This is a genomic window from Nocardioides sp. GY 10127, assembly GCF_004919085.1.
Lineage (GTDB): Bacteria > Actinomycetota > Actinomycetes > Propionibacteriales > Nocardioidaceae > Nocardioides.
On the sequence record NZ_STGL01000005.1, the window covers coordinates 368,181 to 389,446 of the forward strand.

At 73.1% G+C, this 21,266-nt stretch carries 21 protein-coding genes; 10 read left to right on the top strand and 11 right to left on the bottom strand.

Annotated features, from left to right (window positions below):
• Positions 1-318: 318 nt before the first annotated feature.
• The gene (locus E8D37_RS08920) at positions 319-735 is read right to left on the bottom strand and encodes an organic hydroperoxide resistance protein (protein WP_136569401.1); all 417 of its coding nucleotides are present in this window, start codon (positions 733-735) and stop codon (positions 319-321) included.
• A gap of 52 nt (positions 736-787) precedes the next feature.
• Between E8D37_RS08920 and E8D37_RS08925 the strand changes: the two genes are divergently transcribed.
• The gene (locus E8D37_RS08925; protein ID WP_136569402.1) at positions 788-1,252 is read left to right on the top strand and encodes a MarR family transcriptional regulator; all 465 of its coding nucleotides are present in this window, start codon (positions 788-790) and stop codon (positions 1,250-1,252) included.
• Here the strand turns inward: E8D37_RS08925 and dnaA are convergent.
• The gene (dnaA, locus tag E8D37_RS08930; RefSeq protein WP_240770298.1) at positions 1,243-2,673 is read right to left on the bottom strand and encodes a chromosomal replication initiator protein DnaA; all 1,431 of its coding nucleotides are present in this window, start codon (positions 2,671-2,673) and stop codon (positions 1,243-1,245) included. The two genes, E8D37_RS08925 and dnaA, sit on opposite strands and share 10 nt — an antisense overlap.
• A gap of 526 nt (positions 2,674-3,199) precedes the next feature.
• On the opposite strand from dnaA, the gene rpmH reads away from it, so the two are divergent.
• The 8 genes from rpmH (at position 3,200) to E8D37_RS08970 (ending at position 8,395) form a co-directional block, all read left to right on the top strand.
• On the top strand, positions 3,200-3,337 hold the full coding sequence (gene rpmH, locus E8D37_RS08935; protein ID WP_136569403.1) for a 50S ribosomal protein L34: 138 nt from the start codon (positions 3,200-3,202) through the stop codon (positions 3,335-3,337).
• 17 nt (positions 3,338-3,354) lie between these two features.
• The gene (gene rnpA, locus E8D37_RS08940) at positions 3,355-3,702 is read left to right on the top strand and encodes a ribonuclease P protein component (protein WP_136569404.1); all 348 of its coding nucleotides are present in this window, start codon (positions 3,355-3,357) and stop codon (positions 3,700-3,702) included.
• Entirely contained in the window at positions 3,699-3,992 is a 294-nt protein-coding gene (gene yidD, locus E8D37_RS08945; RefSeq protein WP_136569405.1) for a membrane protein insertion efficiency factor YidD, read from the top strand. Before rnpA ends, yidD begins: the two co-directional genes overlap by 4 nt.
• Positions 3,993-3,995: 3 nt before the next feature.
• Entirely contained in the window at positions 3,996-5,018 is a 1,023-nt protein-coding gene (gene yidC / locus E8D37_RS08950; protein ID WP_136569406.1) for a membrane protein insertase YidC, read from the top strand.
• The gene (locus E8D37_RS08955) at positions 5,018-5,494 is read left to right on the top strand and encodes a R3H domain-containing nucleic acid-binding protein (RefSeq protein ID WP_136569407.1); all 477 of its coding nucleotides are present in this window, start codon (positions 5,018-5,020) and stop codon (positions 5,492-5,494) included. The genes yidC and E8D37_RS08955 overlap by 1 nt, the downstream gene beginning before the upstream one ends.
• Before the next feature lie 37 nt (positions 5,495-5,531).
• On the top strand, positions 5,532-6,263 hold the full coding sequence (gene rsmG, locus E8D37_RS08960; RefSeq protein ID WP_206055656.1) for a 16S rRNA (guanine(527)-N(7))-methyltransferase RsmG: 732 nt from the start codon (positions 5,532-5,534) through the stop codon (positions 6,261-6,263).
• A gap of 66 nt (positions 6,264-6,329) precedes the next feature.
• Positions 6,330-7,376 (top strand): ParA family protein, encoded by a 1,047-nt coding sequence (locus E8D37_RS08965; RefSeq protein ID WP_240770299.1) that lies wholly within the window; start codon positions 6,330-6,332, stop codon positions 7,374-7,376.
• Entirely contained in the window at positions 7,373-8,395 is a 1,023-nt protein-coding gene (locus E8D37_RS08970; RefSeq protein ID WP_136569409.1) for a ParB/RepB/Spo0J family partition protein, read from the top strand. The genes E8D37_RS08965 and E8D37_RS08970 overlap by 4 nt, the downstream gene beginning before the upstream one ends.
• A gap of 132 nt (positions 8,396-8,527) precedes the next feature.
• On the opposite strand, the gene E8D37_RS08975 is transcribed toward E8D37_RS08970, so the two are convergent.
• Positions 8,528-9,301 carry a lysophospholipid acyltransferase family protein gene (locus E8D37_RS08975; protein WP_136569410.1) on the bottom strand — a complete coding sequence of 258 codons (774 nt, stop codon included), beginning with the start codon at positions 9,299-9,301 and terminating at the stop codon, positions 8,528-8,530.
• A gap of 105 nt (positions 9,302-9,406) precedes the next feature.
• Positions 9,407-10,720 (bottom strand): PLP-dependent aminotransferase family protein, encoded by a 1,314-nt coding sequence (locus E8D37_RS08980; RefSeq protein ID WP_136569411.1) that lies wholly within the window; start codon positions 10,718-10,720, stop codon positions 9,407-9,409.
• Positions 10,721-10,816: 96 nt separating this feature from the next.
• Here E8D37_RS08980 and E8D37_RS08985 point away from each other — a divergent pair, with 96 nt between their 5' ends.
• Positions 10,817-11,461: a GNAT family N-acetyltransferase gene (locus tag E8D37_RS08985; protein ID WP_136569412.1), complete on the top strand. Its 645-nt coding sequence runs from the start codon at positions 10,817-10,819 to the stop codon at positions 11,459-11,461.
• Positions 11,462-11,478: 17 nt separating this feature from the next.
• On the opposite strand, the gene trxA is transcribed toward E8D37_RS08985, so the two are convergent.
• From trxA to E8D37_RS19825, 7 genes are all read right to left on the bottom strand, one after another.
• Positions 11,479-11,793, bottom strand: a complete 315-nt coding sequence (gene trxA / locus E8D37_RS08990; RefSeq protein WP_136569413.1) for a thioredoxin — start codon at positions 11,791-11,793, stop codon at positions 11,479-11,481.
• 115 nt (positions 11,794-11,908) lie between these two features.
• Positions 11,909-12,913, bottom strand: a complete 1,005-nt coding sequence (gene trxB / locus E8D37_RS08995) for a thioredoxin-disulfide reductase (RefSeq protein WP_136569414.1) — start codon at positions 12,911-12,913, stop codon at positions 11,909-11,911.
• A 207-nt stretch (positions 12,914-13,120) separates the two neighbouring features.
• Positions 13,121-13,873 carry a hypothetical protein gene (locus E8D37_RS19820; RefSeq protein ID WP_168929691.1) on the bottom strand — a complete coding sequence of 251 codons (753 nt, stop codon included), beginning with the start codon at positions 13,871-13,873 and terminating at the stop codon, positions 13,121-13,123.
• 53 nt (positions 13,874-13,926) lie between these two features.
• Positions 13,927-14,631 carry an RNA polymerase sigma factor SigM gene (gene sigM / locus E8D37_RS09005; RefSeq protein WP_240770300.1) on the bottom strand — a complete coding sequence of 235 codons (705 nt, stop codon included), beginning with the start codon at positions 14,629-14,631 and terminating at the stop codon, positions 13,927-13,929.
• Positions 14,628-16,679, bottom strand: coding sequence for a protein kinase family protein (locus E8D37_RS09010; RefSeq protein ID WP_168929692.1), 2,052 nt, complete (start codon positions 16,677-16,679; stop codon positions 14,628-14,630). Before E8D37_RS09010 ends, sigM begins: the two co-directional genes overlap by 4 nt.
• Positions 16,680-16,862: 183 nt before the next feature.
• Positions 16,863-18,569 carry a murein biosynthesis integral membrane protein MurJ gene (murJ, locus tag E8D37_RS09015; RefSeq protein ID WP_240770301.1) on the bottom strand — a complete coding sequence of 569 codons (1,707 nt, stop codon included), beginning with the start codon at positions 18,567-18,569 and terminating at the stop codon, positions 16,863-16,865.
• Positions 18,566-21,172, bottom strand: coding sequence for a DUF6049 family protein (locus E8D37_RS19825; RefSeq protein ID WP_168929693.1), 2,607 nt, complete (start codon positions 21,170-21,172; stop codon positions 18,566-18,568). The genes murJ and E8D37_RS19825 overlap by 4 nt, the downstream gene beginning before the upstream one ends.
• Between the last annotated feature and the right edge of the window lie 94 nt (positions 21,173-21,266).

Genomic DNA, 21,266 nt, shown 5'->3' on the forward strand with positions numbered 1-21,266 from the left:
AGGTCCGGTGGATCCTGTGGAGGACGTGGGTAAGCGCAGGTCGCGCGGTGAACTAGGTGTCCACAGGGGGTGTGGGCGACGTCGTGGGGATCCTGGCGCTCGTGTGGAACTGAGGTGGCCTGTGGGCGCCGACGTGTGGGTCTCGACAGATCCTCACCGTGTAGTTCGTACCTCCTGCCCCGGTTTTTCCACAGGGTGGTGGAGCGCCGCCCCGGGCACGGGGACGTCCTCCTGCGGGGTCTTCGCGGTCAGGACGTGGCAACGGCGCCGCCCCGGGAGGGGACGGCGCCGTGCGTGGTGGACGCTGCGAGGGCCCGGTCAGGCGACGCTGAGGGTGACCTCGATGTTGCCGCGGGTCGCGTTGGAGTAGGGGCAGACCTGGTGGGCGGCCTCGATGAGCTGGCGCGCCACGGCCGGGTCCAGGTCCGGCACGGCGATCTCGAGCGCGACGGCCAGGCCGAAGCCGCCGTCCTCGTTCGCGCCGATGGTGACGTCGGCGACGACCTCGGAGTCGGTGACGTCGTGGCCGGCGTTCTTGGCGACGAGCTTGAGGGCGGAGTGGAAGCAGGCCGCGTACCCGGCGGCGAACAGCTGCTCGGGGTTCGTGGCGCCACCCGGGCCGCCGAGCTCCACGGGCATGCGGACGTCGGCGTCGAGGAGGCCGTCGGAGGAGGTGATGTGGCCGTTACGGCCGTCCCCGGAGGCGACGGCACTGGCGGTGTAGAGATTCTTCATGGGCACAAATGTATTGCGCGCAATCTAAAAGTCAAGGACTAGGCTCGGTCACGTGAGCCAGGCCTACCCCCAGCTCGCGCTCGACGCGCAGCTGTGCTTCCCGCTGTACGCCACGACCAGGGCGGTGACGCGGGCGTACGCGAGCCTGCTCGAGCCCGTCGGGCTCACCTACCCGCAGTACCTCACCATGCTGGCGCTCTGGGAGGCCGGTGGTCCCGTGTCCGTGAGCGCGCTCGGCGCGCGTCTGCACCTGGACTCCGGCACGCTGACGCCGCTGCTCAAGCGGCTCGAGGCGGCCGGCCGGGTGACCCGGCAGCGGGACCCCGAGGACGAGCGCCGGGTGCTCCTGACCGTCACCGACGCCGGGATGGCGCTGCGTGAGGAGGTGGCCGACGTCCCGTGGCGGCTCGCCGCCCTGATGGGCCTGGACCGCGGGGAGGCCGAGGTCCTGCACGGGGCCCTGGGGCGGCTGCTGCGGAACCTCGACGGGGAGGGCGCGGCGGACGCTCAGCCCTGACGGGCCTGCATCTTCACCCGGTTGGTCAGCTCGGAGACCTGGTTGAAGACCGCCCGGCGCTCCGCGAGCAGCTGGTTGATCTTCCGGTCGGCGTACATCACCGTCGTGTGGTCCCGGTTGCCGAACTCCGCGCCGATCTTGGGCAGCGAGAGCTCGGTGAGCTCGCGGCACAGGTACATGGCGATCTGCCGGGCCATCACCAGGTGACGCCCTCGGCTGGGTCCGGTGAGCTCCTCGATGCTCAGGCCGAAGTAGGCGGCCGTCTGCGCGATGATCAGGCCCGCGGTGATCTCCGGCTCGCCGCCGTCGGGGATCAGGTCCTTCAGGACGATCTCGGCCAGGGTCATGTCGACCTCCTGGCGGTTGAGGTTCGCGAACGCGGTGACGCGGATGAGGGCGCCCTCGAGCTCGCGGATGTTCGTCTGGATCTTGGAGGCGATGAACTCCAGGACGTCCGGAGGGGCGGTGAGCCGGTCCATCGCCGCCTTCTTGCGCAGGATGGCGATGCGCGTCTCCAGGTCCGGCGGCTGGACGTCCGTGATGAGGCCCCACTCGAAGCGGTTCCGCAGGCGGTCCTCGAGGGCCTCGAGGCGCTTCGGCGGCCGGTCGGAGGTGAGGACGATCTGCTTGTTCGCGTTGTGGAGGGTGTTGAACGTGTGGAAGAACTCCTCCTGCGTCTGGGTCTTCCCCTCCAGGAACTGGATGTCGTCGATCAGCAGGACGTCCACGTCGCGGTACCGGCGCTTGAAGCGGTCCTGCCGGTCGTCGCGGATGGCGTTGATGAACTCGTTCGTGAACTCCTCGCTGGACACGTAGCGCACCCGCGCCGTGGTGTAGAGCGAACGGACGTAGTGGCCGATCGCGTGCAGGAGGTGGGTCTTGCCCAGCCCGGACTCCCCGTAGACCAGCAGCGGGTTGTAGGCCTTGCCGGGCGCCTCGGCGACCGCGACGGCCGCGGCGTGCGGGAAGCGGTTGGAGGAGCCGATGACGAACGTCTCGAACGTGTACTTGGGGTTGAGACGGGTCTCGGGAGCACCGCGGTCCGCGGGAGCCGCCTGCGTCGGGCCGGTGCTGGGGGGAGGCAGGGTCACCTCGGAGTCGACGACGGGCGCGCTCACGGGGGCCGCCGGGACGGTCTCCTCCAGGGGCGCCTGGCTGGGCGTCGCGTCCAGGTCGGGGTTGACCGTGACCGCGAGCCGGATCTCCGTGCCGTACCGCACGGAGAGGGCGTCCTCGAGCTGCGCGCGCAGGCGGCCCTCGAGCTGCTGGCGGGTGAAGTCGTTGGGCACGGCCACGATCGCGGTGGTGCCGTGGAGGGTCACGGGCTCGGAGGCCGTGAGCCAGGCGCGCTGGTTCGGCTGGAGCTCGGAGAGGACGCTCTGCCAGGCCTCCGTGAGCGGGGTCGCGGACTCGTCCGTCACGTGTGCGGGCCTTCCCTTCACTGCCTGTTCCACAACGTTCTCCACAGGCTGTGGGAAACGCCTCGCCTGCGCCAGGGCCGTCGGCCGGCGCGCCCTCGAGACGCTGCTCCTTGCTGCTGCGGTGCAGGTCAGAGTGTACGTACCCGGGTCGGGAAGCGTGCTGTTTCCGAGGATCCTGCGGGGATCGAGGGGCACGTCCGGGGCGAGAGGACGAGGGCGAACGTAGCCCGCGGGCGGTGAGGGGAGCAAGGCGTCATCCACAGGGTGCTCCCGGGGGGTCGCGCGCGGTTTGACCCTGGTCTCCGCGCCCGCGTACCGTTGGCCGGTCACCCGAGGTCGACGGGTGCCGCATGTCCACGGGGGCGGGCTCGCTGAGCCAGGTCCTCGCGTGGGTGGGCGGTGCCGGCCGAAGGGCGGTCCGGACTCCTCCTGCTGCTGTGCAGCGGCGAGGCGCTGCCGATCGGGTCGGGTGACGGCCCTGGCGCGGGACACCGCGTCGCCGACGTCCTACAACGAGGAGCTCACGATGAGCAAGCGCACGTACCAGCCGAACAACCGTCGTCGTCACAAGGTGCACGGCTTCCGCCTCCGCATGCGGACGCGTGCGGGTCGCGCGATCATGAACGCGCGGCGCCGCAAGGGCCGCAAGGACCTCGCGGTCTGAGGCGCCGGCACCGCGCGGTGCTGCCCGCCCCGAACAGACTCACCGACTCCGCCTCCTTCCGCGAGGCGGTGCGTGGTGGTCGTCGCGCGGGGTCGCGGACCGTCGTGGTGCACCTGTGGTGCCCGGACTCCCCCACCGTCGCTGACGAGGACCCGCGTGTCGGGTTCGTGGTCAGCAAGGCGGTCGGCGTGGCGGTCGTGCGCAACAGGGTGAAGCGTCGTCTTCGGCATCTGGCCCGGGAGCAGCTCTCGCTGCTCCCGGGCCGTTGCACGTTGGTGGTGCGAGCGTTGCCGGCGGCCGCGGGTGCCTCGAGCGAGGAACTCGCGGCGGACCTGGGACGTTGCCTCTCTCGGGTGACCGCGTGAGGTACCTGCTCATCGGTCTCCTCCGGCTCTACCGCCTGGTCGTGAGTCCTCTCTACGGTCAGGTGTGCCGGTACCACCCCTCGTGCTCCGCCTACGCGCTCGAGGCCGTCCAGCTCCACGGTGCCGCTCGCGGCTCCTGGCTGGCGGCCCGGCGGGTGGGTCGGTGCCACCCGTGGGCGGCGGGCGGGTACGACCCCGTCCCTGGGCACGTGGAGGCTCCGGTGGCGGCACCGACCCCCTCAACTCTTCGCGACGAGCGGCTCGTCGCACCATCCGAGCAAGGAGACTGATCCGTGGGTGCACTCGGCGACCTGCTGAGCCTCATCGGCACGCCCCTCTACTACGCCATCTCGGCGGTCCTCGTGGGGTGGCACTGGCTGTTCACGACGATCGGGATGAACCCCGATGGCGGCATGACGTGGGCGCTGTCGATCATCGGCCTGACCCTGGTGATCCGGGCCCTCCTGATCCCGCTGTTCGTGAAGCAGATCAAGTCGAGCCGGAACATGCAGCTCCTCCAGCCGAAGGTGCGCGCGCTCCAGGAGAAGTACAAGCACGACCGCGAGAAGCTCGCCGCGGAGACGATGAACCTGTACAAGGAGACGGGCACCAACCCGTTCGCCTCGTGCCTGCCGCTCATCGTGCAGATGCCGATCTTCATCACGCTGTTCCACCTCCTGAACGAGGCGTCCCGGGACTCCGTCCCGCACGGGTTCCTCAACGCCGACCTGGCTGCGTCCTTCGGGTCGGCCACGCTGTTCGGCTCGATCCCCCTGGCGGGCTCGTTCTGGGACTACGGCGTCTGGCGTCCGGAGGGGGAGCTGTCGGTCATGCTCCTCGCGCTGTTCCTCGTGCTGGCCATGACCGCGACGACGTTCTTCACCCAGCGTCAGCTGATGGCCAAGAACATGCCCGCCGACGCCATGAGCGGTCCCTACGCCCAGCAGCAGAAGATGCTGCTCTACATCCTGCCGGTGGCCTTCGGCGTGGGTGGCGTGGCCTTCCCCATCGGCGTCCTGCTGTACTGGACGACGTCGAACCTGTGGACCATGGGCCAGCAGTTCTACGTCATCCGCAACAACCCTGCGCCCGGCACTCCCGCGTTCACCGCGAAGGAGAAGCGGGACGCTGCGAAGGCCGCCCGGCACGGGCACGCCCCGGCGGTGGCCGCCGGCGACACCCAGGTGGTCGAGGCGCCGCGTCCGGCGCAGCGCCAGCAGCCGAAGCGTCAGACGCGCGAGCAGCGGCGCAAGCAGGGCAACCAGTCTTCTCAGGCGTCCTCCGCGGACGCTGACAACAACAACGGAGGTTCGTGATGAGCGAGCAGAAGACCCGAGTGGAGGCTCTGGAGGCCGAGGGCGAGATCGCCGCGGACTACCTCGAGGAGCTCCTGGACATCGCCGACCTCGACGGTGACCTGGACATGGACGTGGAGGGCGACCGCGCGGCCGTCTCCATCATCGGCGCCGACCTCTCGCAGCTGGTCGGTCGTGACGGTGAGGTCCTCGAGGCGCTCCAGGAGCTGACCCGGCTCGCCGTCCTGCGGGAGACCGGAGAGCGTTCCCGCCTGATGCTCGACGTGTCGGGCTTCCGTGCGCGTCGCCGCGAGGTGCTGGAGGCGCAGGGCGCCGCGGCGGTCGAGGAGGCCAAGCGGAGCGGCGAGAAGGTCCGCCTCGAGCCCATGACGCCGTTCGAGCGGAAGGTCGTGCACGACGTGGTCGCTGCTGCGGGTCTGACCTCGGAGTCGGAGGGCGTGGAGCCCCGCCGTTACGTGGTGATCCGCCCTGAGTGAGACGTCGCCTGACGAGGTTTCACGTGAAACACCCCCCGTGCCCGCCGAGGCGCGGGGGGTTTTCCGCATCGAGCGGTTGCCGCTCATCGAGCGGTACGCGGACATCCTGGCCTCGGACGGCGTGACCAGGGGCCTCATCGGGCCCCGCGAGGTGGCTCGACTCTGGGATCGCCACCTCCTGAACTGCGGGGTCGTGGCTGAGGCCGTGCCGCATGGCGCGCGCGTCGCCGACGTCGGTTCTGGTGCGGGCCTGCCCGGTCTGGTGTTGGCGATTGCCCGGCCCGACCTCACGGTCACGCTGATCGAGCCGTTGCTCCGCCGCACGACCTTCCTGCAGGAGGTCGTCGACGAGCTGGGGCTGGACCACGTGACGGTGCACCGGGGTCGTGCGGACTCGGCCGTGGGTCCGGAGGGGTATGACGTGGTGACCTCCCGCGCGGTGGCGGGGCTGCCCCGCCTCCTGGAGTGGTCGATGCCGCTGGTCCGTCCCAGCGGGGTGCTGCTGGCGATGAAGGGCTCGTCCGTGGAGGAGGAGATCCGCGAGGCGGAGGGCCTGTTCGTCGAGCGGGGCTACGGACCGGCCGAGGTGCTGACCGTCGGGGCGGAAGTGCTGGCCCAGCCGACGATCCTCTGCCGAGTTCCCTGGGCTGATCCCGGGTCGGTAGCGTGGCCCCCACGTCCCCAGCAGGCTGCTGCGGCCCGATCGCCACGCGACAAGGCTCGTCGGGAGCGCTCCAACCGAGCGAGGCGCGGGCGACGTGAACGGTGACCATCACTGGTGGTCTCGGGAGTTATCCACCGGTGCCGTCGGCACCCTGAGCGTGAGATTCCACAGGTGAGCGACATTTATCCACAGAACGACGGGTCCGCCCAGGCCGCGGGAGACGTCACGGACGGCGGCCCCGAGGCCGCTGTTTCACGTGAAACGGCCACCGGCGGCTACACGGTGAGGACGGCCGCGGACATGGCCGGCTTCGACGTCGACATCGCGGACGAGGACACGCCCCTGGCACGCGCCACGGAGAACACCCTCCTCGCGCGGAACGTCGGACGCAGCCGCGCGCCGCTGGGACGGCCGGCCTCCACGCGCATCGTGGTGATCGCGAACCAGAAGGGCGGGGTCGGCAAGACCACGTCGACGGTGAACCTGGCGGCGTCCCTCGCGCAGCTGGGCCAGCGGGTGCTCGTCATCGACCTGGACCCCCAGGGGAACGCGTCCACCGCGCTGAACGTGGACCACCGACGGGGGACGCCGTCCACCTACGACATGCTCGTCGACGGACAGTCCATCGAGGAGGTCGTCACCGTCTCGAGCGAGCACGAGCGTCTGTGGGTCGTGCCCGCGACCATCGACCTGGCCGGCGCCGAGATCGAGCTGGTCTCGGTCGTGGCGCGCGAGAGCCGCCTCCGGAAGGCGATCCTGGCGCACCCGTGGGTCGGGGGAGCGGAGGCCGGCGAGGAGCGGTTCGACTTCGTCCTCATCGACTGCCCGCCCTCGCTCGGGCTGCTCACGCTCAACGCCCTGGTGGCCGGTGACGAGATGCTCATCCCGATCCAGGCCGAGTACTACGCCCTGGAGGGTCTCGGGCAGCTGCTCGAGACGGTGGAGCTCGTGCGCGCGAACCTCAACCAGGACCTGCGCATCTCCGCCATCCTCATCACCATGTACGACGCGCGCACACGGCTGAGCTCGGGGGTCGCGGACGAGGTCCGTGCTCACTTCGGGGAGCAGGTGCTCGGCACCGCGATCCCCCGCTCCGTCCGGGTCTCCGAGGCACCTTCGTACGCCCAGACCGTGATGACCTACGACCCGGCCAGCCCGGGGGCGCTGTCGTACCTGGAGGCGGCCCGCGAGTTCGCGCTGAGAGGGGCGACCTCGTGAGCACGCCGCGCCCTCCCCAGCGTCGCGGGCTCGGTCGCGGGCTCGGGTCGTTGATCCCCACGGCGCCGCCGGCCCCTGAGCCCGACTCCGCGTCCGCTGTCGAGCAGGACTCGACCGAGACGCCGGCCGCCACCTCCCCTGCCGCCGGCTCCCCGGCGTCCCATATCGCGCCGGCCGCGCCCGAGATGCAGAGCCCGGGCCTCGCCCCCGTGGACGGAGCGTTCTTCGCCGAGCTGGACGTCCACGCGGTCCGCCCCAACGCCCACCAGCCCCGTCAGGTCTTCGACGAGGAGGCGATGGACGAGCTCGTCCACTCCATCCGCGAGGTGGGGCTCCTCCAGCCCATCGTCGTGCGCGAGGACGGTGACGCCTACGAGCTCGTCATGGGCGAACGCCGGTGGCGTGCGGCTCAGGCAGCGGGGCTCGAGCGCATCCCGGCCATCGTGCGGCGGACCGAGGACACCGACATGCTCCGGGACGCGCTCCTGGAGAACCTCCACCGGTCGCAGCTCAACCCGCTGGAGGAGGCGTCCGCCTACGCCCAGCTCCTCGAGGACTTCGGGTGCACTCACGAGGAGCTGGCGCAGCGGATCGGCCGTTCCCGGCCCCAGATCTCCAACACGCTCCGGTTGCTCCGCCTCAGCCCCGCTGTCCAGCGACGCGTCGCGGCCGGCGTCCTGTCCGCCGGCCACGCGCGCTCGCTCCTGGCCGTCGACGACCCGTCCCTGCAGGACAAGTTGGCTCAGCGCGTCGTGGCGGAGGGCATCAGCGTCCGGGGTCTGGAGGAGATCGTGGCGCTGGGCGGCCCGGAGGAGGGCGCTGCGCGACGACCCGCTCGCCGTCGGCCGACGGCCCCCGGACTGACGGAGATCGCCGATCGGCTCAGCGACCGCCTGGAGACCCGGGTCAAGGTGGATCTCGGCCGCAGCAAGGGCAAGATCACCGTCGAGTTCGCCACGATGGACGACCTGCAGCGCATCCTCGGCATCCTCGAGCCCGGCGACCAGGCCGACAACTAGCGATAGGGCAATATGTCGACATAACGACTTATCGCTAGGTAGACAGCATCAGGCAACACGAAGGGGCCCGGTCCACGGACCGGGCCCCTTCGTCGTCGTGCGGGGCCGCCCCTCGAGGGGAGGGGCCGAGCTCTACTTCTTCTTGGCCTTGCGCTGAGCGGCCCGCTTCGCGGCGCGCTCCCGCCGCTCGGCGGACTCCAGCGCGAGCGCCTCCTCGAGGGTGGGTGCGCTGCCACCGAAACGAGCCGGCAGCCACCAGGACCCCGGGGGCTGCTCGGCGGCGGGGTAACCCTCGATCGTGTCGGTGAGCATGGCGGCCATCCGCTCCTGGAGCTGGACGTTCTCCGCCTCCGGGTCCTCGCCGCTCGGGTGCAGCGCCTCACCGACCATGATGTGGATGCTCTTGCCCCGGGAGAAGTCCTTGGGGTGCCCCTTGGTGAGCATGCGCTGGGTGCCCCACAGGATCACGGGCACCACCGGGACGCCGGCGGAGGCGGCGATCCGCACGGCACCGCTCTTGAACTCCTTGAGCTCGAAGGAGCGGGAGATGGTCGCCTCCGGGAAGATGCCCACTGCCTCACCGCGGCGCAGGTAGTCGACGGCCTTGAGGTAGGAGCCCTGACCCTCGGCGCGGTCCACCTCGATGTGGTGGAACGACCGCATGAGCGGGCCACCCACGGGGTGGTCGAAGATCTCCTTCTTGGCCATGAAGCGCACCAGGCGCCCGGACGGGTTGGCGGCCAGGCCCCCGTAGATGAAGTCCACGTACCCGATGTGGTTGTAGGCGAGGAGAACACCGCCCTCGCGCGGCACGTTCTCGGTGCCCGTCATGGTGATGTGCTGGTCGAGCAGACGGAAGGCCGTCTTGGCCGCCACGATGATCGCGGGGTACGTGAGGTCGCGCATGGCGAGACTCTCCCACACCCACCTGGGTGCCGTCCGTGGGGAGTCGGGACCGGGTAGCGGCCCGCTCCACCCCGCAGGGTCCACCGGGACGAACCCGGCAGGCGGTCAGGAGAGGTCGACGCTCGGGTTGTCGTAGCCGCTGGAGACACCACGCGGCGCGGACGTCGCACCGAACATCGTCCGGAGCTCGAGCTCGGCCTCGACCACGCCCGCCAGCCGCCGCACGCCCTCGCGGATGCGCTCGGGGGTGGGGTAGCAGAACGAGAGCCGCATCGACTGCGAGCCGAACCCGTCCGCGAAGAACGCGGTGCCGGGCACGTAGGCCACGCGCGCGGTGACGGCACGGGGCAGCATCGCCTTCGCGTCCACGCCCTGCGGCAGGGTGAGCCACACGTAGAAGCCGCCGTCCGGGACGTTCCAGCTGCACCCCTCGGGCATGAGGTCCTCGAGGCCCTGGATGGTGGCGTCCCGACGCTCGCGGTACATCTCCCGGAACTGCTTGATCTGGCCCTGCCAGTCGTGGTTGGCCAGGTACGCGGAGACGGCCATCTGCGAGAACTGCGGGGGGCACAGCGTCGCCGACTCCTGCGCGAGCACCATCTTCTCGCGCACGGCCGGCGGGCACAGGGCCCAGCCGACGCGGAAGCCCGGCGCGAAGGTCTTGGAGAACGACCCCAGGTAGATGACGTTGTCCGGGTCGTCGGCCCGCATGGCCCGGTTGGGCTCCCCGTCGAAGCCCAGGAGGCCGTACGGGTTGTCCTCGAGGACCAGGACGCCCTCGCGGCGGCAGATCTCCAGGATGCGCGTGCGCCGCTCGGCGCTCAGCGTCACCCCGGCGGGGTTGTGGAAGTTGGGGATCGTGTAGAGGAACTTGATCCGGCGTCCTGCGCGACGACACCCGGCGATCGCCTGCTCCAGGGCCTCGGGGACGAGCCCGTGGGCGTCCATCTCGGCGTGGACGACGTCGGCCTGGTAGGCGCGGAACACGCCGAGCGCGCCGACGTACGACGGTGCCTCGCAGATGACCACGTCGCCCGGGTCGCAGAAGATCCGCGTCACCAGGTCGACGGCCTGCTGGGAGCCGACGGTCACCACCACGTCGTCCGGGTGCGCCTCGATGCCCTCCAGGCGCATCACGTCCGTGATCTGCTCGCGGAGGAAGGGCACGCCCTGCCCCGAGCCGTACTGCAGGGCCACGGTGCCGTGCTCGGCCACGAGGTCACCGATCGCGTGGCCCACGACGTCCAGCGGGAGCCCGGAGATGTTGGGCATGCCGCCGGCGAGCGACACGACCTCCGGCCGGGACGCCACGGCGAACAGCGCCCGGATCTCGGACGCCGTCATCCCGCTGGTGCGGGCGGCGTACCGGTCGACGAACGAGTCGAGGCGGGTGCTGGTGCGGGCGGGCAGAGACTCCATGATCCCCCTAGCATGAAGGATGCGGCGCGCCGACGCACGCGCCGGTCACGAACTGGTCAGCCCCGAGGGGGCTGACCGCGGGACGGAGGGGCGGAGATGGCTCGACGTGGGGTGCCGCTGACCGTCGACCGGCTGGAGGCCACGGGGTCCCCGTGCGCGCGCTGCCTCTTCTGGGAGCTCGATCCCGTCCGCCGCGACCGGGTGGCCGAGGAGGAGCGCGCCGAGGAGAAGCTCGCCCTCGTCTCCGAGCGGCTGCGCGACTGGGGGTCGTGCGGACGGGTGGTCGTGGTCGACGGGCAGGAGGTCGCCCACGTCCTGTACGCGCCTGCCGCCCACCTCCCGGGCGCCGGGGCCTTCCCCACGGCCCCCGCCTCCGAGGACGCCGTCCTCCTGGCCGGCCTGTGGGTGCACCCGGACCACCGGGGCGCGGGCCTCGCCCGGCTCCTGGTGCAGCAGGCGGCCAGGGACCTGACGGTCAGGGGCGTGCGGGCCATCGAGGCCTTCGGGTCCACGGGTCGCGCCCCCGGCTGCACGATCCCGACGGAGCTGCTGGCCCGCGTCGGCTTCCGCACGCACCGGCCCCACCCGGTGACCCCCCGCATGCGGATGGACCTGCGCACCACGGTGAGCTGGCGCGACGAGGTCGAGGCCGCGCTCGGCCGGCTGGCCGGGGTCGTCCGACCCGTCCCGGCCCCGGACGGCCGCGTCCCCGCCGTCCGGAGGGACGACGGGGACGCGTAGGTCGGTGCGGGGCGGGCTCAGATGAACTCGGCGAGCTCCTTGAGGAGCACCGCCTTGGGACGGGCGCCCACGATGGTCTTGACGACCTCGCCGCCCGAGTAGACGTTGATCGTCGGGATGCCGGTGACCCGGTAGGAGGCCGGCGTCACCGGGTTCTCGTCGACGTTCATCTTGAGGAAGGTGACCTTCTCGCCGTGCTCGCCGGCGAGCTCGTCCAGGATCGGGGAGACCTGGCGGCACGGACCGCACCACTCGGCCCAGAAGTCGACCAGCACCGGCTTGTCCGACTTGAGCACCGAGGTCTCGAACTCGGCGTCGGTCACTGCGTCCATGTTGCCCACGGGGATGTCCCTTCTGGTTGGTGGAGCCGACGGTGGGTCGACTCGGTGGTTCGTGCGGTAGGAGGTGAACACGAGCCCTGACGGTCGTGTTCCCGCCCGGTCGGGCTCAGACGCCCAGCTCGGCCTCGGCGCGCGCCTCGGCGTCGGCCGGGGAGGTGGCGGCGGTCTCGAGCTCGGCGAGGAAGCGCTCGGCGTCCAGCGCCGCGGAGCAGCCGGTGCCGGCGGCGGTGATCGCCTGGCGGTAGTGGTGGTCCACGAGGTCGCCGCAGGCGAAGACGCCCGGCAGGTTCGTCGCGGTGGAGGGGTGCTTCACGAGGACGTAGCCCTCGCTGTCGAGGTCGACCTGGCCGGCCAGCAGCTCGCTGCGCGGGTCGTGGCCGATCGCGACGAACACGCCGGTCGCGTCGAGCTCGCGGGTCTCGCCGGTCACCGTGTCGGTGAGCGTGACGCCGGAGACCTTGTCCTCGCCGTGGATGGCGGTCACCTGGCTGTTCCAGACGAGCTCCAGCTTCGGGTCCTTGAAGGCCCGCTCCTGCATGATCTTGGAGGCGCGCAGCTCGTCACGGCGCACGACCATCGAGACCTTCGAGGCGAAGCGCGTGAGGAAGGTGGCCTCCTCGACGGCGGAGTCGCCGCCGCCGACCACGACGATGTGCTGGTCGCGGAAGAAGAAGCCGTCGCAGGTCGCGCACCAGGAGACGCCGCGCCCCGACAGGGTCTGCTCCGCCTCGAGGCCGAGCTTCCGGTAGCCGGAGCCGGTGGCGAGGATGACGGAGTGCGCCAGGTGGGTGTCCGTGGCGGTCTTGACGACCTTCACGTCGCCCGTGAGGTCGACCTCGACGACGTCGTCCGGCACGAGCTCGGCGCCGAACCGCTCGGCCTGCGCGCGCATCTCGTCCATCAGCGCCGGGCCCATGATGCCGTCGCGGAAGCCGGGGAAGTTCTCGACCTCGGTGGTGTTCATCAGCGCGCCACCGGCGGTGACGGAGCCCTCGAAGACCAGGGGCTGGAGGTTGGCGCGCGCGGCGTAGACGGCCGCGGTGTAGCCGGAGGGACCCGAGCCGATGATGATGACGTTGCGGACGGCCGCGTCCTGCTCGGTGTGGGTCATGGCGTGATCGCTCCTCGTTCCGGCCCGGTGGGACCTGTCTCGACTCACCCCCTGCGGCCACCGGAGATCCGGTGGGCGGCGGGTGCGCCGCCCGACGGGCGACGCAGGGGTCCAACGAATCCTAGGCGAGGGCCATTCCCGTGCCGCTCGCCCGCCCGGGGCGCGGACGGCTGCCCTCGCGGAAGGCGGCCGGCGAGGTGGCGCGCGTCAGTCCGAGGACAGCGTGGCGGAGCGCAGGACGTCCGCCGACCCGCACTGGAGCAGGTCGACGACCTGGGTGTCCCCGGTGGAGGGTCGGAAAGCGAGCACCGCGGCGTCCCCCTCGTACTCGACGGCCAGCAGGCGGCCCTCGCCCCAGTCCGCGGGGGCGCAGGCCTGCCAGAGGGAGCCGAGGTGGGCGGACGTGGCCTCGGCGCCGTCCCCTGCGCGCAGTCGCTTCCGGGCGCCGAGCGCGTCGTCCGCGAAGGCGTCGGAGGAGATGACGGTGAGCGCGTCGTCGAGGGCCAGCACCGACGACGACGCGGACTTCCTGGCGCTCGCGCCGCCCTGCACCGAGGCGGCGGAGGAGTCGAGGGCGGAGGCGCCGGCGTCGGCCTGGGAGGAACGTCGCGACCCGGCACCCGCCTCGCGGTCGGCGGCGGAGCTGTCGGAGGCCGCGGTGGACGCGGAGCCGGCACCGTCCCGGAGGGCCTGGATCCCGTTCCCTGCCGCCACGCCCAGCACCACCGCGGCGGCCGCCCCCGCCAGCACCCGGGTGACACGGCGTCGGCGGACGTCGGCGAGGCGGACCACGTCGTCGGGGTCGGGCGGACCGGGGACGGCCTCGCCGCGCTCGAGCTGGCCCAGCACGGCGTCCAGCCGCTCGGCGACCTCGGGAGGCACGCCGTCGTCGACGCCCGCGTCGGCGAGCAGGGCGCGCACCTGCTCGTCGCGACGGGGGCGCGGACTGCGGTCGGGCACGAGGGTTCCTCCGGGGTACGGGTGGTGGGGGTCAGCGGTGGGTGCGGGACTGGTCAGGACGCGGGCGGGCCGCGCTGCTCCACGGGTGGGACGACGGAGCGCCCGGACCGGTTCCCCCGGGGCGGATGGTCGTCGTCGGAGTCGTCGGTGAGCAGGTCGGCGAGAAGCGTGGCCAGCCGGGCGCGTCCGCGCGAGCACCGGGACTTCACGGTGCCCACCGCGCACCCGAGGACGTGGGCGGCCTCGGCGACCGAGTGACCCTCCATGTCGACGAGGACGAGGGCGGCACGCTGCTCGGCGGGCAGCACGGCGAGCGCGTCGAGCACGGCCTGGCGACGCTCGGCCCGGACGACCTCCTCGGAGGGGTCCGTCTGCCGGGGACCGGTGGGACCGCGTCCGCCGTACTCCTCGACGTGGACGGGCAGGACGTCGGGCAGCGGGTCGGCCCGACGGACGGCCTGGGCGCGCAGCCTGTCGAGGCAGGCGTTGACGACGACGCGGTGCAGCCACGTCGTCACGGCCGCCCGGCCCTGGTACGAGTGGGCACGTCGGTAGGCGGCCACCATGCCGTCCTGGAGCCCGTCCGCGGCGTCGTCCGGGTTCCCGCACGTGCGCAGGGCGACGGCCCACAGCCGGTCGCGGTGACGCGTGAAGAGGACCCCGAAGGCCCCCGGCTCGCCGAGCACGTGCAGCCGCACGAGCTCCTTGTCGTCGAGCTCCTCGAGCGGCAGGTCGGTCGTTGCCTCGTCCCTGGTCACGAGCCGTCCTGGGTGCCGTGCACGGTGATCTCGCGGACGACGCCGCGGAAGCCGCCCTGGACCGCGGGCAGCGACGTCAGCCAGAGGGTGAGGTAGCGCCCGGTGGAGCCCTCGGCCAGGTCCACCGTGACGTCCGTGCCCGCCGCCTTGCGGGTCGCCACGGCCTGGAGGCCGGCCACCGAGGAGGGATCGGTCTTCATGGTGTCGTCGGTGAGGTAGAGGGAGAAGCCGGTCGGCTTGCCGCCGAGGCGGAGCTCGACGCTCGTGACGTCGGAGACGGCGCCCAGGTCCACCACCAGCCCGACGCCGGTCTTGAGCCCGTTCGGCCCGAGGTCCTGGAGGTACGTGGAGGTCTGCCAGGCCGTCGTGGGGTCGCCGTCCACCGCGTTCGGCGCCAGGTCGGGGTTCTCCTCCGGCGGGTCGGCCAGCGGGTCGAGGTCGGTCGCGGTGAGGCCCGTCAGCTTCGCGGCCTCCGCCGGCTGGGACGACGAGCCTCCGGCCGGGCTGCTGGAGGACTCGACCGGCTCGGTGCCCAGCGGCGTCCGTCCCCGACCGATGTTCCAGGCCACGGTGAGCGCCATGAAGAGCCCGAGGACGACGAGGAGCACCGCCGCGACCGTGAGCGTGCGGCGTCCGGGTCGGCGGGGGTCCGCCGGCGGGGGCGTGTGGTCGACGACCGGCGGCATCACGCCGGAACCCGTGACCTCCCACGGCCAGTACTCGGGGTCCGGCTCGGGGGCGGTCGCGGACGTGTCCCGGGCCCGCCGGGCGGGTCGGCCGTCGGCGGGCTCGGGCGCGAACAGCGGCCGGGGGGTGAGCGGGGCGGGCGGCTCGGGCGGCGGACCAGGGGACGGTCGGTGCGACCCGGCGGCCTCGGCCTGGGGCGGGAGCGATGCCTGGGTGGGCACGTCCACGCCGTCGGCGCTGTCCGGACCGCTGGGCTGGTCCGCACGGTTCTCGGCTGCCTCGCCCGGCTCGACCGGGCTGTCCGTACCGTCCGAGCCAGTGATCCCTGCCGCGCCCGCCGCGAGGGCCGCGGCGCCGGTGGGGACCCCGAGGACGGACTCCTGCGTCGCGTCCCCGTCGTCGCCGGCCTCCCCGGCGTCCTCCATGGCGGACGAGCCGGTCGGGTCGGGGGTGTCGGGGGTGTCGGACACCTCGGGGTCCGGCGGCCGCGTCCAGGCCTGCGTCGGCTGGTCCGCGTCGCGCGAGCGCACCGCGAAGTCGGGGACGGCGGGCAGGGTGACCCGGTACTCCGGGGTCACGAGCCGCGCCACCACGGAGGCCTTGATGCCGGTCGGGTCGCCGACGAAGTCGTCGAGCCGGGCCGCCACCCCGCCGGCGTCCTGCGGGGCGTCCGAGCCGGAGTTGAGGACGTCGTCGCACAGCGAGTCCAGCGGGCGGGGGATACCGGCGCGCACCTGGCGGGGACGCAGCACCCGGCCGTGGTCGGTCGGCGCGCCCGGGACCGCCGACGGGGACGGACCGGCCCAGTGCCGGGTGAGGCCGGCGTAGAGCAGCCCGGCGAGGTCGGCCAGGTCGGTGGTCTCGGAGCCGGCCGGCAACCCGTGCAGCGCCGCGTCCACGCACCAGCCGATGATCCGCACGGAGCCCGAGGAGTCCACCAGGACGCTCTCGGGCACCAGCCGCCCGTGGGGCACGCCGCTGCGGTGGGCCACCTCGCAGGCACGGGCCACCTCGGCGGTGACCCAGGCGGCCTGGCGCGGCGTGAGCACCCCGCCGGCGGCCAGCATCGTGTCGAGGGAGGTGCCGCTGCCCCACTCGTTGACGACGAAGCAGAGGCCGTCGGCCCGGGCGGCGTCGAGCACGCGGAGGATGTGCGGGTCCAGCACCGTCGCCGAGCGACGCGCCGCGTCGAGCAGGGCGTCGGCCCGCTCGTCGTCCTCGGCGATGACGTGGACGGCGACGTGCCGCTCCAGCACCCGGTCGTGCGCCCGCCAGAACCGTCCCCCGCGGCTCTCGCTCAGCAGGTCGACGAGTCGGTACCGCCCGGCGAGCTCGTCACCGGGTCGGTTCGCGAGGGGCACGTCGATCCTCCAGCAGCTGCTCGGGCGGTCTTGCTCGGTCGGGCCACCGGCGCCCAGGGCACCGGAGGGTGCCAGGGTCTCCCGGCGTGGCGGGGCCTCAGGGTGGCGGGCCGCCACCGGGTGGTCACCGGGCACATCGTAGGCGGACCCGGAGGACGAGCGGACCGGCACGCCGCGGGGTCGTCAGGGCCGCAGGCCGGGCACCCGGCGCAGGACGCGCCCGACGCCCACGGCGTCCAGCACGTCGGAGACCTCCGCGAGCCGCAGGACCCGCGCCACCACCAGGTACGCGACGACGCCCAGGAGGCCGGCCGCGGCGAGCTCGGCCAGGGCCTGGACCTTGTCCGGCAGCCCGGCGCCCACGGCCAGCACGACGGTGCGCGCACCCAGGCCGACGGCCGCCGCGACGGCGCTGGCCAGGACGAGGCGGACGCCGTACCGGACCAGCCGGCGCCCGTCGAGACCGCCCAGGCGCCGGGCGAGCACCTGGAAGGACACCGCGGCGCCCGCCAGGTAGGCGCAGCCGTAGGCGACGGCGAGGGAGGGCGCGGTGGCCTGGGCGTCGGTGAGCGCGACCAGCAGCGAGGCGGCGGCCACGTTGACCACGCCGACGACGCACTGGATGAAGAACACGGTGCGGGTCTGCTCGAGCGCGTAGAAGCCACGCAGGACGAGGTAGTGCAGCGTGAAGGCGGCGAGCGCCGGCCCGAAGACGGCCATGGTCGGCACGTAGTTCTCCACGGTGCCCGCGGCCGCGCCCCACCCGAGCAGGACGCGGGCCAACGGGTCCGAGAGCACCGGCAGCAGCAGGGCGAAGGGCACGATCAGCGCCAGCGCGGTCCGCATCACCGACGACAGCGTGGCGGCCAGGCCCTGCCGGTCGCCCTCCTCGGCGCGGGCCGAGAGGCGCGGGAGGGCCGCGGTCGCGAGCGAGACGGTGACGACCGAGTGCGGCACCATCACGATGAGGAAGACGGTCGAGTAGACCGTGTACCCGGTGCCGCCGTCCGCGGTGCCCGACGTGGCCAGGCGCACCACCACCGTGTAGGCCGCCTGGTTGACGATGACGAAGAGGACGGTCCACACGCCCAGCCGCAGGGTGTGCCCGAGGCCGGTGCCGCGGAAGTCGAAGCGGGGACGCCAGGTGAACCCGGCCTCGCGCAGGTACGGCAGCAGCACCAGCAGCTGCACGGCGATGCCGAGGGTCGAGCCGAGGCCGAGCAGCAGCGCCTGCCCGCTGGTGTAGCCGCCGGTGGCGGCCGGACCCGTCGCCGCGCCGAAGACGACGAGGTAGAGCACGAGCACCGCGACGGAGACGACGTTGTTGGCGATCGGCGCCCACATCATCGGGCCGAACCGTCCGCGGGCGTTGAGCACCTGCCCGACCAGCACGAACATCCCGTAGAAGAAGACCTGCGGCAGGCAGTAGCGCGTGAGGTCGATGGTCGAGGCGGTGACGGCGGGCGGCCAGTCCGGGTCGGTGTAGAGCGCGACCACGGCGGGTGCGGCGATCACCAGCAGCACCGTCACCGAGCCGAGGAACAGCACGGCGAGCGTGATGATCCGGTTCGTGTAGGCCTCGCCGCGGTCCTCGTCGTTCTTCATCGCGCGGACCAGCTGGGGCACGAGCACCGCGTTGAACACGCCGCCGGCCAGCAGGATGTAGAGCATGTTCGGCACGGTGTTGGCGACGCTGAACGCGTCGGCGTGCGCGAGGTTGCCCAGGGCCGCGGCCAGCAGCAGGGAGCGGATCAGTCCGGAGAGCCGGGAGAACGTCGTCCCCGCGGCCATGACGGCGGAGCTGCCGAGCAGCGAGCGCCGCTCCGAGGCCCCGGCGGGGACGTCCGGGCCGTCGGGCTGGGTGTCGGCGGCCCGGACGGGGCCGCTCACGCCTGCTCCTCGTCGCGGCGGGGCTCCTCGGCGCGGCCTGCCTCCTCGGCACGGCGGGCGCGGGCGCGCCGCACGCGGCGGAACAGCCGCAGGGCGATGGCGACGAGGAGCAGCAGCAGCCCCAGGCCGACGATGAGCCAGATGACGGCGCTGACCTCCGAGGCCCGCACCGGCACGACCGCCGCCGCGCCGGTGGGGTTGCCCGCGGCGTCCAGGAGCGAGAGCCGCACCGTGTGCACGCCCTGCACGCTCGCGGTCGCGTCGAGCAGGACGGTGGCCGAGCCGCCGTCGCCCACGGTGACGTCGTCGGGGTCGCTGAGCGAGAGACCGTCGTCGGAGGTGGCCTCGATCGAGACGCTCACCGACTCGCCCAGCCCGTTCTCCACCGTGACGGCGAAGCGTCCTGTCGAGCTGGAGAGGGTGACGCCGGGTGGGCCGGTGACGGTGACCTCGCCGACCAGGCCGCGCAGGACCGACGTGGCCGCCGAGACGTGCCGCGAGGTCGCCGCGAGGTGGCGCCGGGTGGAGGTGGAGAGGTCCGTGAGCGCCTCGTCGAGGACGTCGGCGCCGACCTGGTCGTTGTACGTGAGGAGGTCCTCCAGGCTCGCCCCGGCCGAGGCCATGGCGCGCGCGGCGGAGAACGAGAGGCTCGGCAGGCGCGACGCCCTGGCCGCCTTGCCGTAGACGAGGCTGCTGCGCTCGACGCTGGTGGGCGTCGTGCCGAGGAGCGCCCCGTCGAGGCTCTCGGTGTCGGTCCAGGAGAGGTCGAGGGAGGCGAGGAACTTCTCGGGGTCCGCCGGCGAGAAGGACGCGGGCAGGACGACGACCAGCGGCTGCACGGCGTCCGAACCGGTCCCCGCCACGGCGCTGGAGCGGACCGCGGCCTCGGCCAGCAGGCGCTGCCGCACGGCCAGGCCGGTGGTGCGGGACCCCGGGTCGGGGCCGCCGTCGAGGACCGCCGAGGAGGACAGCACGACCTCGGTGCCGCCGACCTCGATCGTGGCGGGGCTGACCCCGCCGGTGGTGAGGCCGTCGGAGCGGACGGCGTCGTCGCTGAGGAGCACGGTCTCGCGGGCGGAGAGCAGCTTCAGGGCGCGGGCCGAGAGGTGGCCGCTGGCCGGGGCCACGACCGGGCTCGTGCGCGCCGTGGTCCCGGCCAGCACGGTGCCGGCGCGGACGCGCGCGGCGTCGAACCAGTCCTGCCCGGTCACCGGGACGAAGGACGCCGCGCTGCGGGCGGTGGAGCCCGCGTCGTCGCCGCCGCTGCTCGCACCGTCCGAGGGCTCGGCGGAGGACGAGCTGCTGCCGGAGGAGGACGGCGAGGCCGACGCGGAGGCCGACGCGGAGGCGGAGGCGGAGGTCGAGGAGCCGGCCGACCCACCCTGACCGGGCGCGGTGACCTCCCGGTCGCCGGGCTGCCCCTCGGTCGCGGCGGCGGCGACGTCGAGGTCGCCGTACGGCAGCGAGAGCATCTCCTGGCCCTCGTCGGCCAGGGCCTGGAGCCGGGTGAGGAAGTCGGTGGCGGCGTCGGCCGCGGCCTGGGCGGCGGCCGAGAGCTCCTCGGAGTCGTCCGAGCCGCTGTCGTCGCCGGAGTCGCCCGCGTCGCCCGCGTCGCCCGCGTCGCCCGCGTCGCCCCCGTCGCCCGAGTCGTCGGAGGGGTCCGCGCTCGCGTCGTCGGAGGCGGCACCGTCCGCGGGGTCCACCTCGGCCTCGTCGGTGGGCTGCGGCTCGTCCGGCTGGCCGGCGTCGGCGGACGGGCCCGCCGTCGTCTCGTCCAGCTCCTGCGGCGTGATCGTCGGGGCCAGGGAGCGGTCGGGGTTGCCGGCCGCCAGCCGGGTGAGGGCGTCCGTGACCGCCGGGTCGACGACCCAGGTCACCGAGCTGCCGTCCAGACCCTCGGCGAGCCGGAGCAGCCGGCCGAGGCGGCCGTCGTCGGCCAGGGCGGCGGTCCAGCCCTTCGCGCGGGCGATCGCGCCGTCCCGGGTGTAGACCACCCGGCGGCGCAGCTGGAGCACGACGGCCACCGGCACCGAGCTCGACCGCGAGGTGACGTAGGGCAGGAAGGTCCGGACCCGCCCGTCGGCCACGTCGTCCCGGCCCTGGTCGTCCTGCCCGAGGGCGTGGACGCCGAACCAGTACACGCCCTGGCCGGACAGCTGCAGCCGGCGCACGGGCACCCGGAAGGAGAACGTGGTGCTGTCGCCGGGGTCGAGCCGGTCGATGACGGCGTACGGGCCGCGGCTGGTCTCGCGCTCGCCGACCACGGCGTCCATGGGCTCGTCGGCGGCGTCCTCGAGCTCGGTGGCCGTGGTCATGGGCGAGGTGCCCACGAAGGGGTAGAGGTTGATCGTCGTCCACGTGACGTCGTCGGTGTTGGTCACGGTGCCGGAGACCCGGACGCTGCCGGTGCGCGGCAGCTGCTTGGAGACGTGCGTGAGCGTGAGGGTCAGCGGGTCGTCGGCCTCGGCCGCGCTCGCCGTCGCCTGGCCGCCGCCGACGAGGCCGGGCAGGAGCGAGCCGCCGAGGCCCAGGACGAGCGCCAGCAGCGCGACCACGAGACCCCGGCCGGCAGGCCCGTTGAGGGGTCGGACGAGGTGCGGCACCCCGGCAGGATAGAGGGGTCGGGGGTCCCGGACGCCCATCCCCGCCCTCGCGCGATGAGTGACGTGGCGCGCGTACGCCCTAGAGTGGACTGCC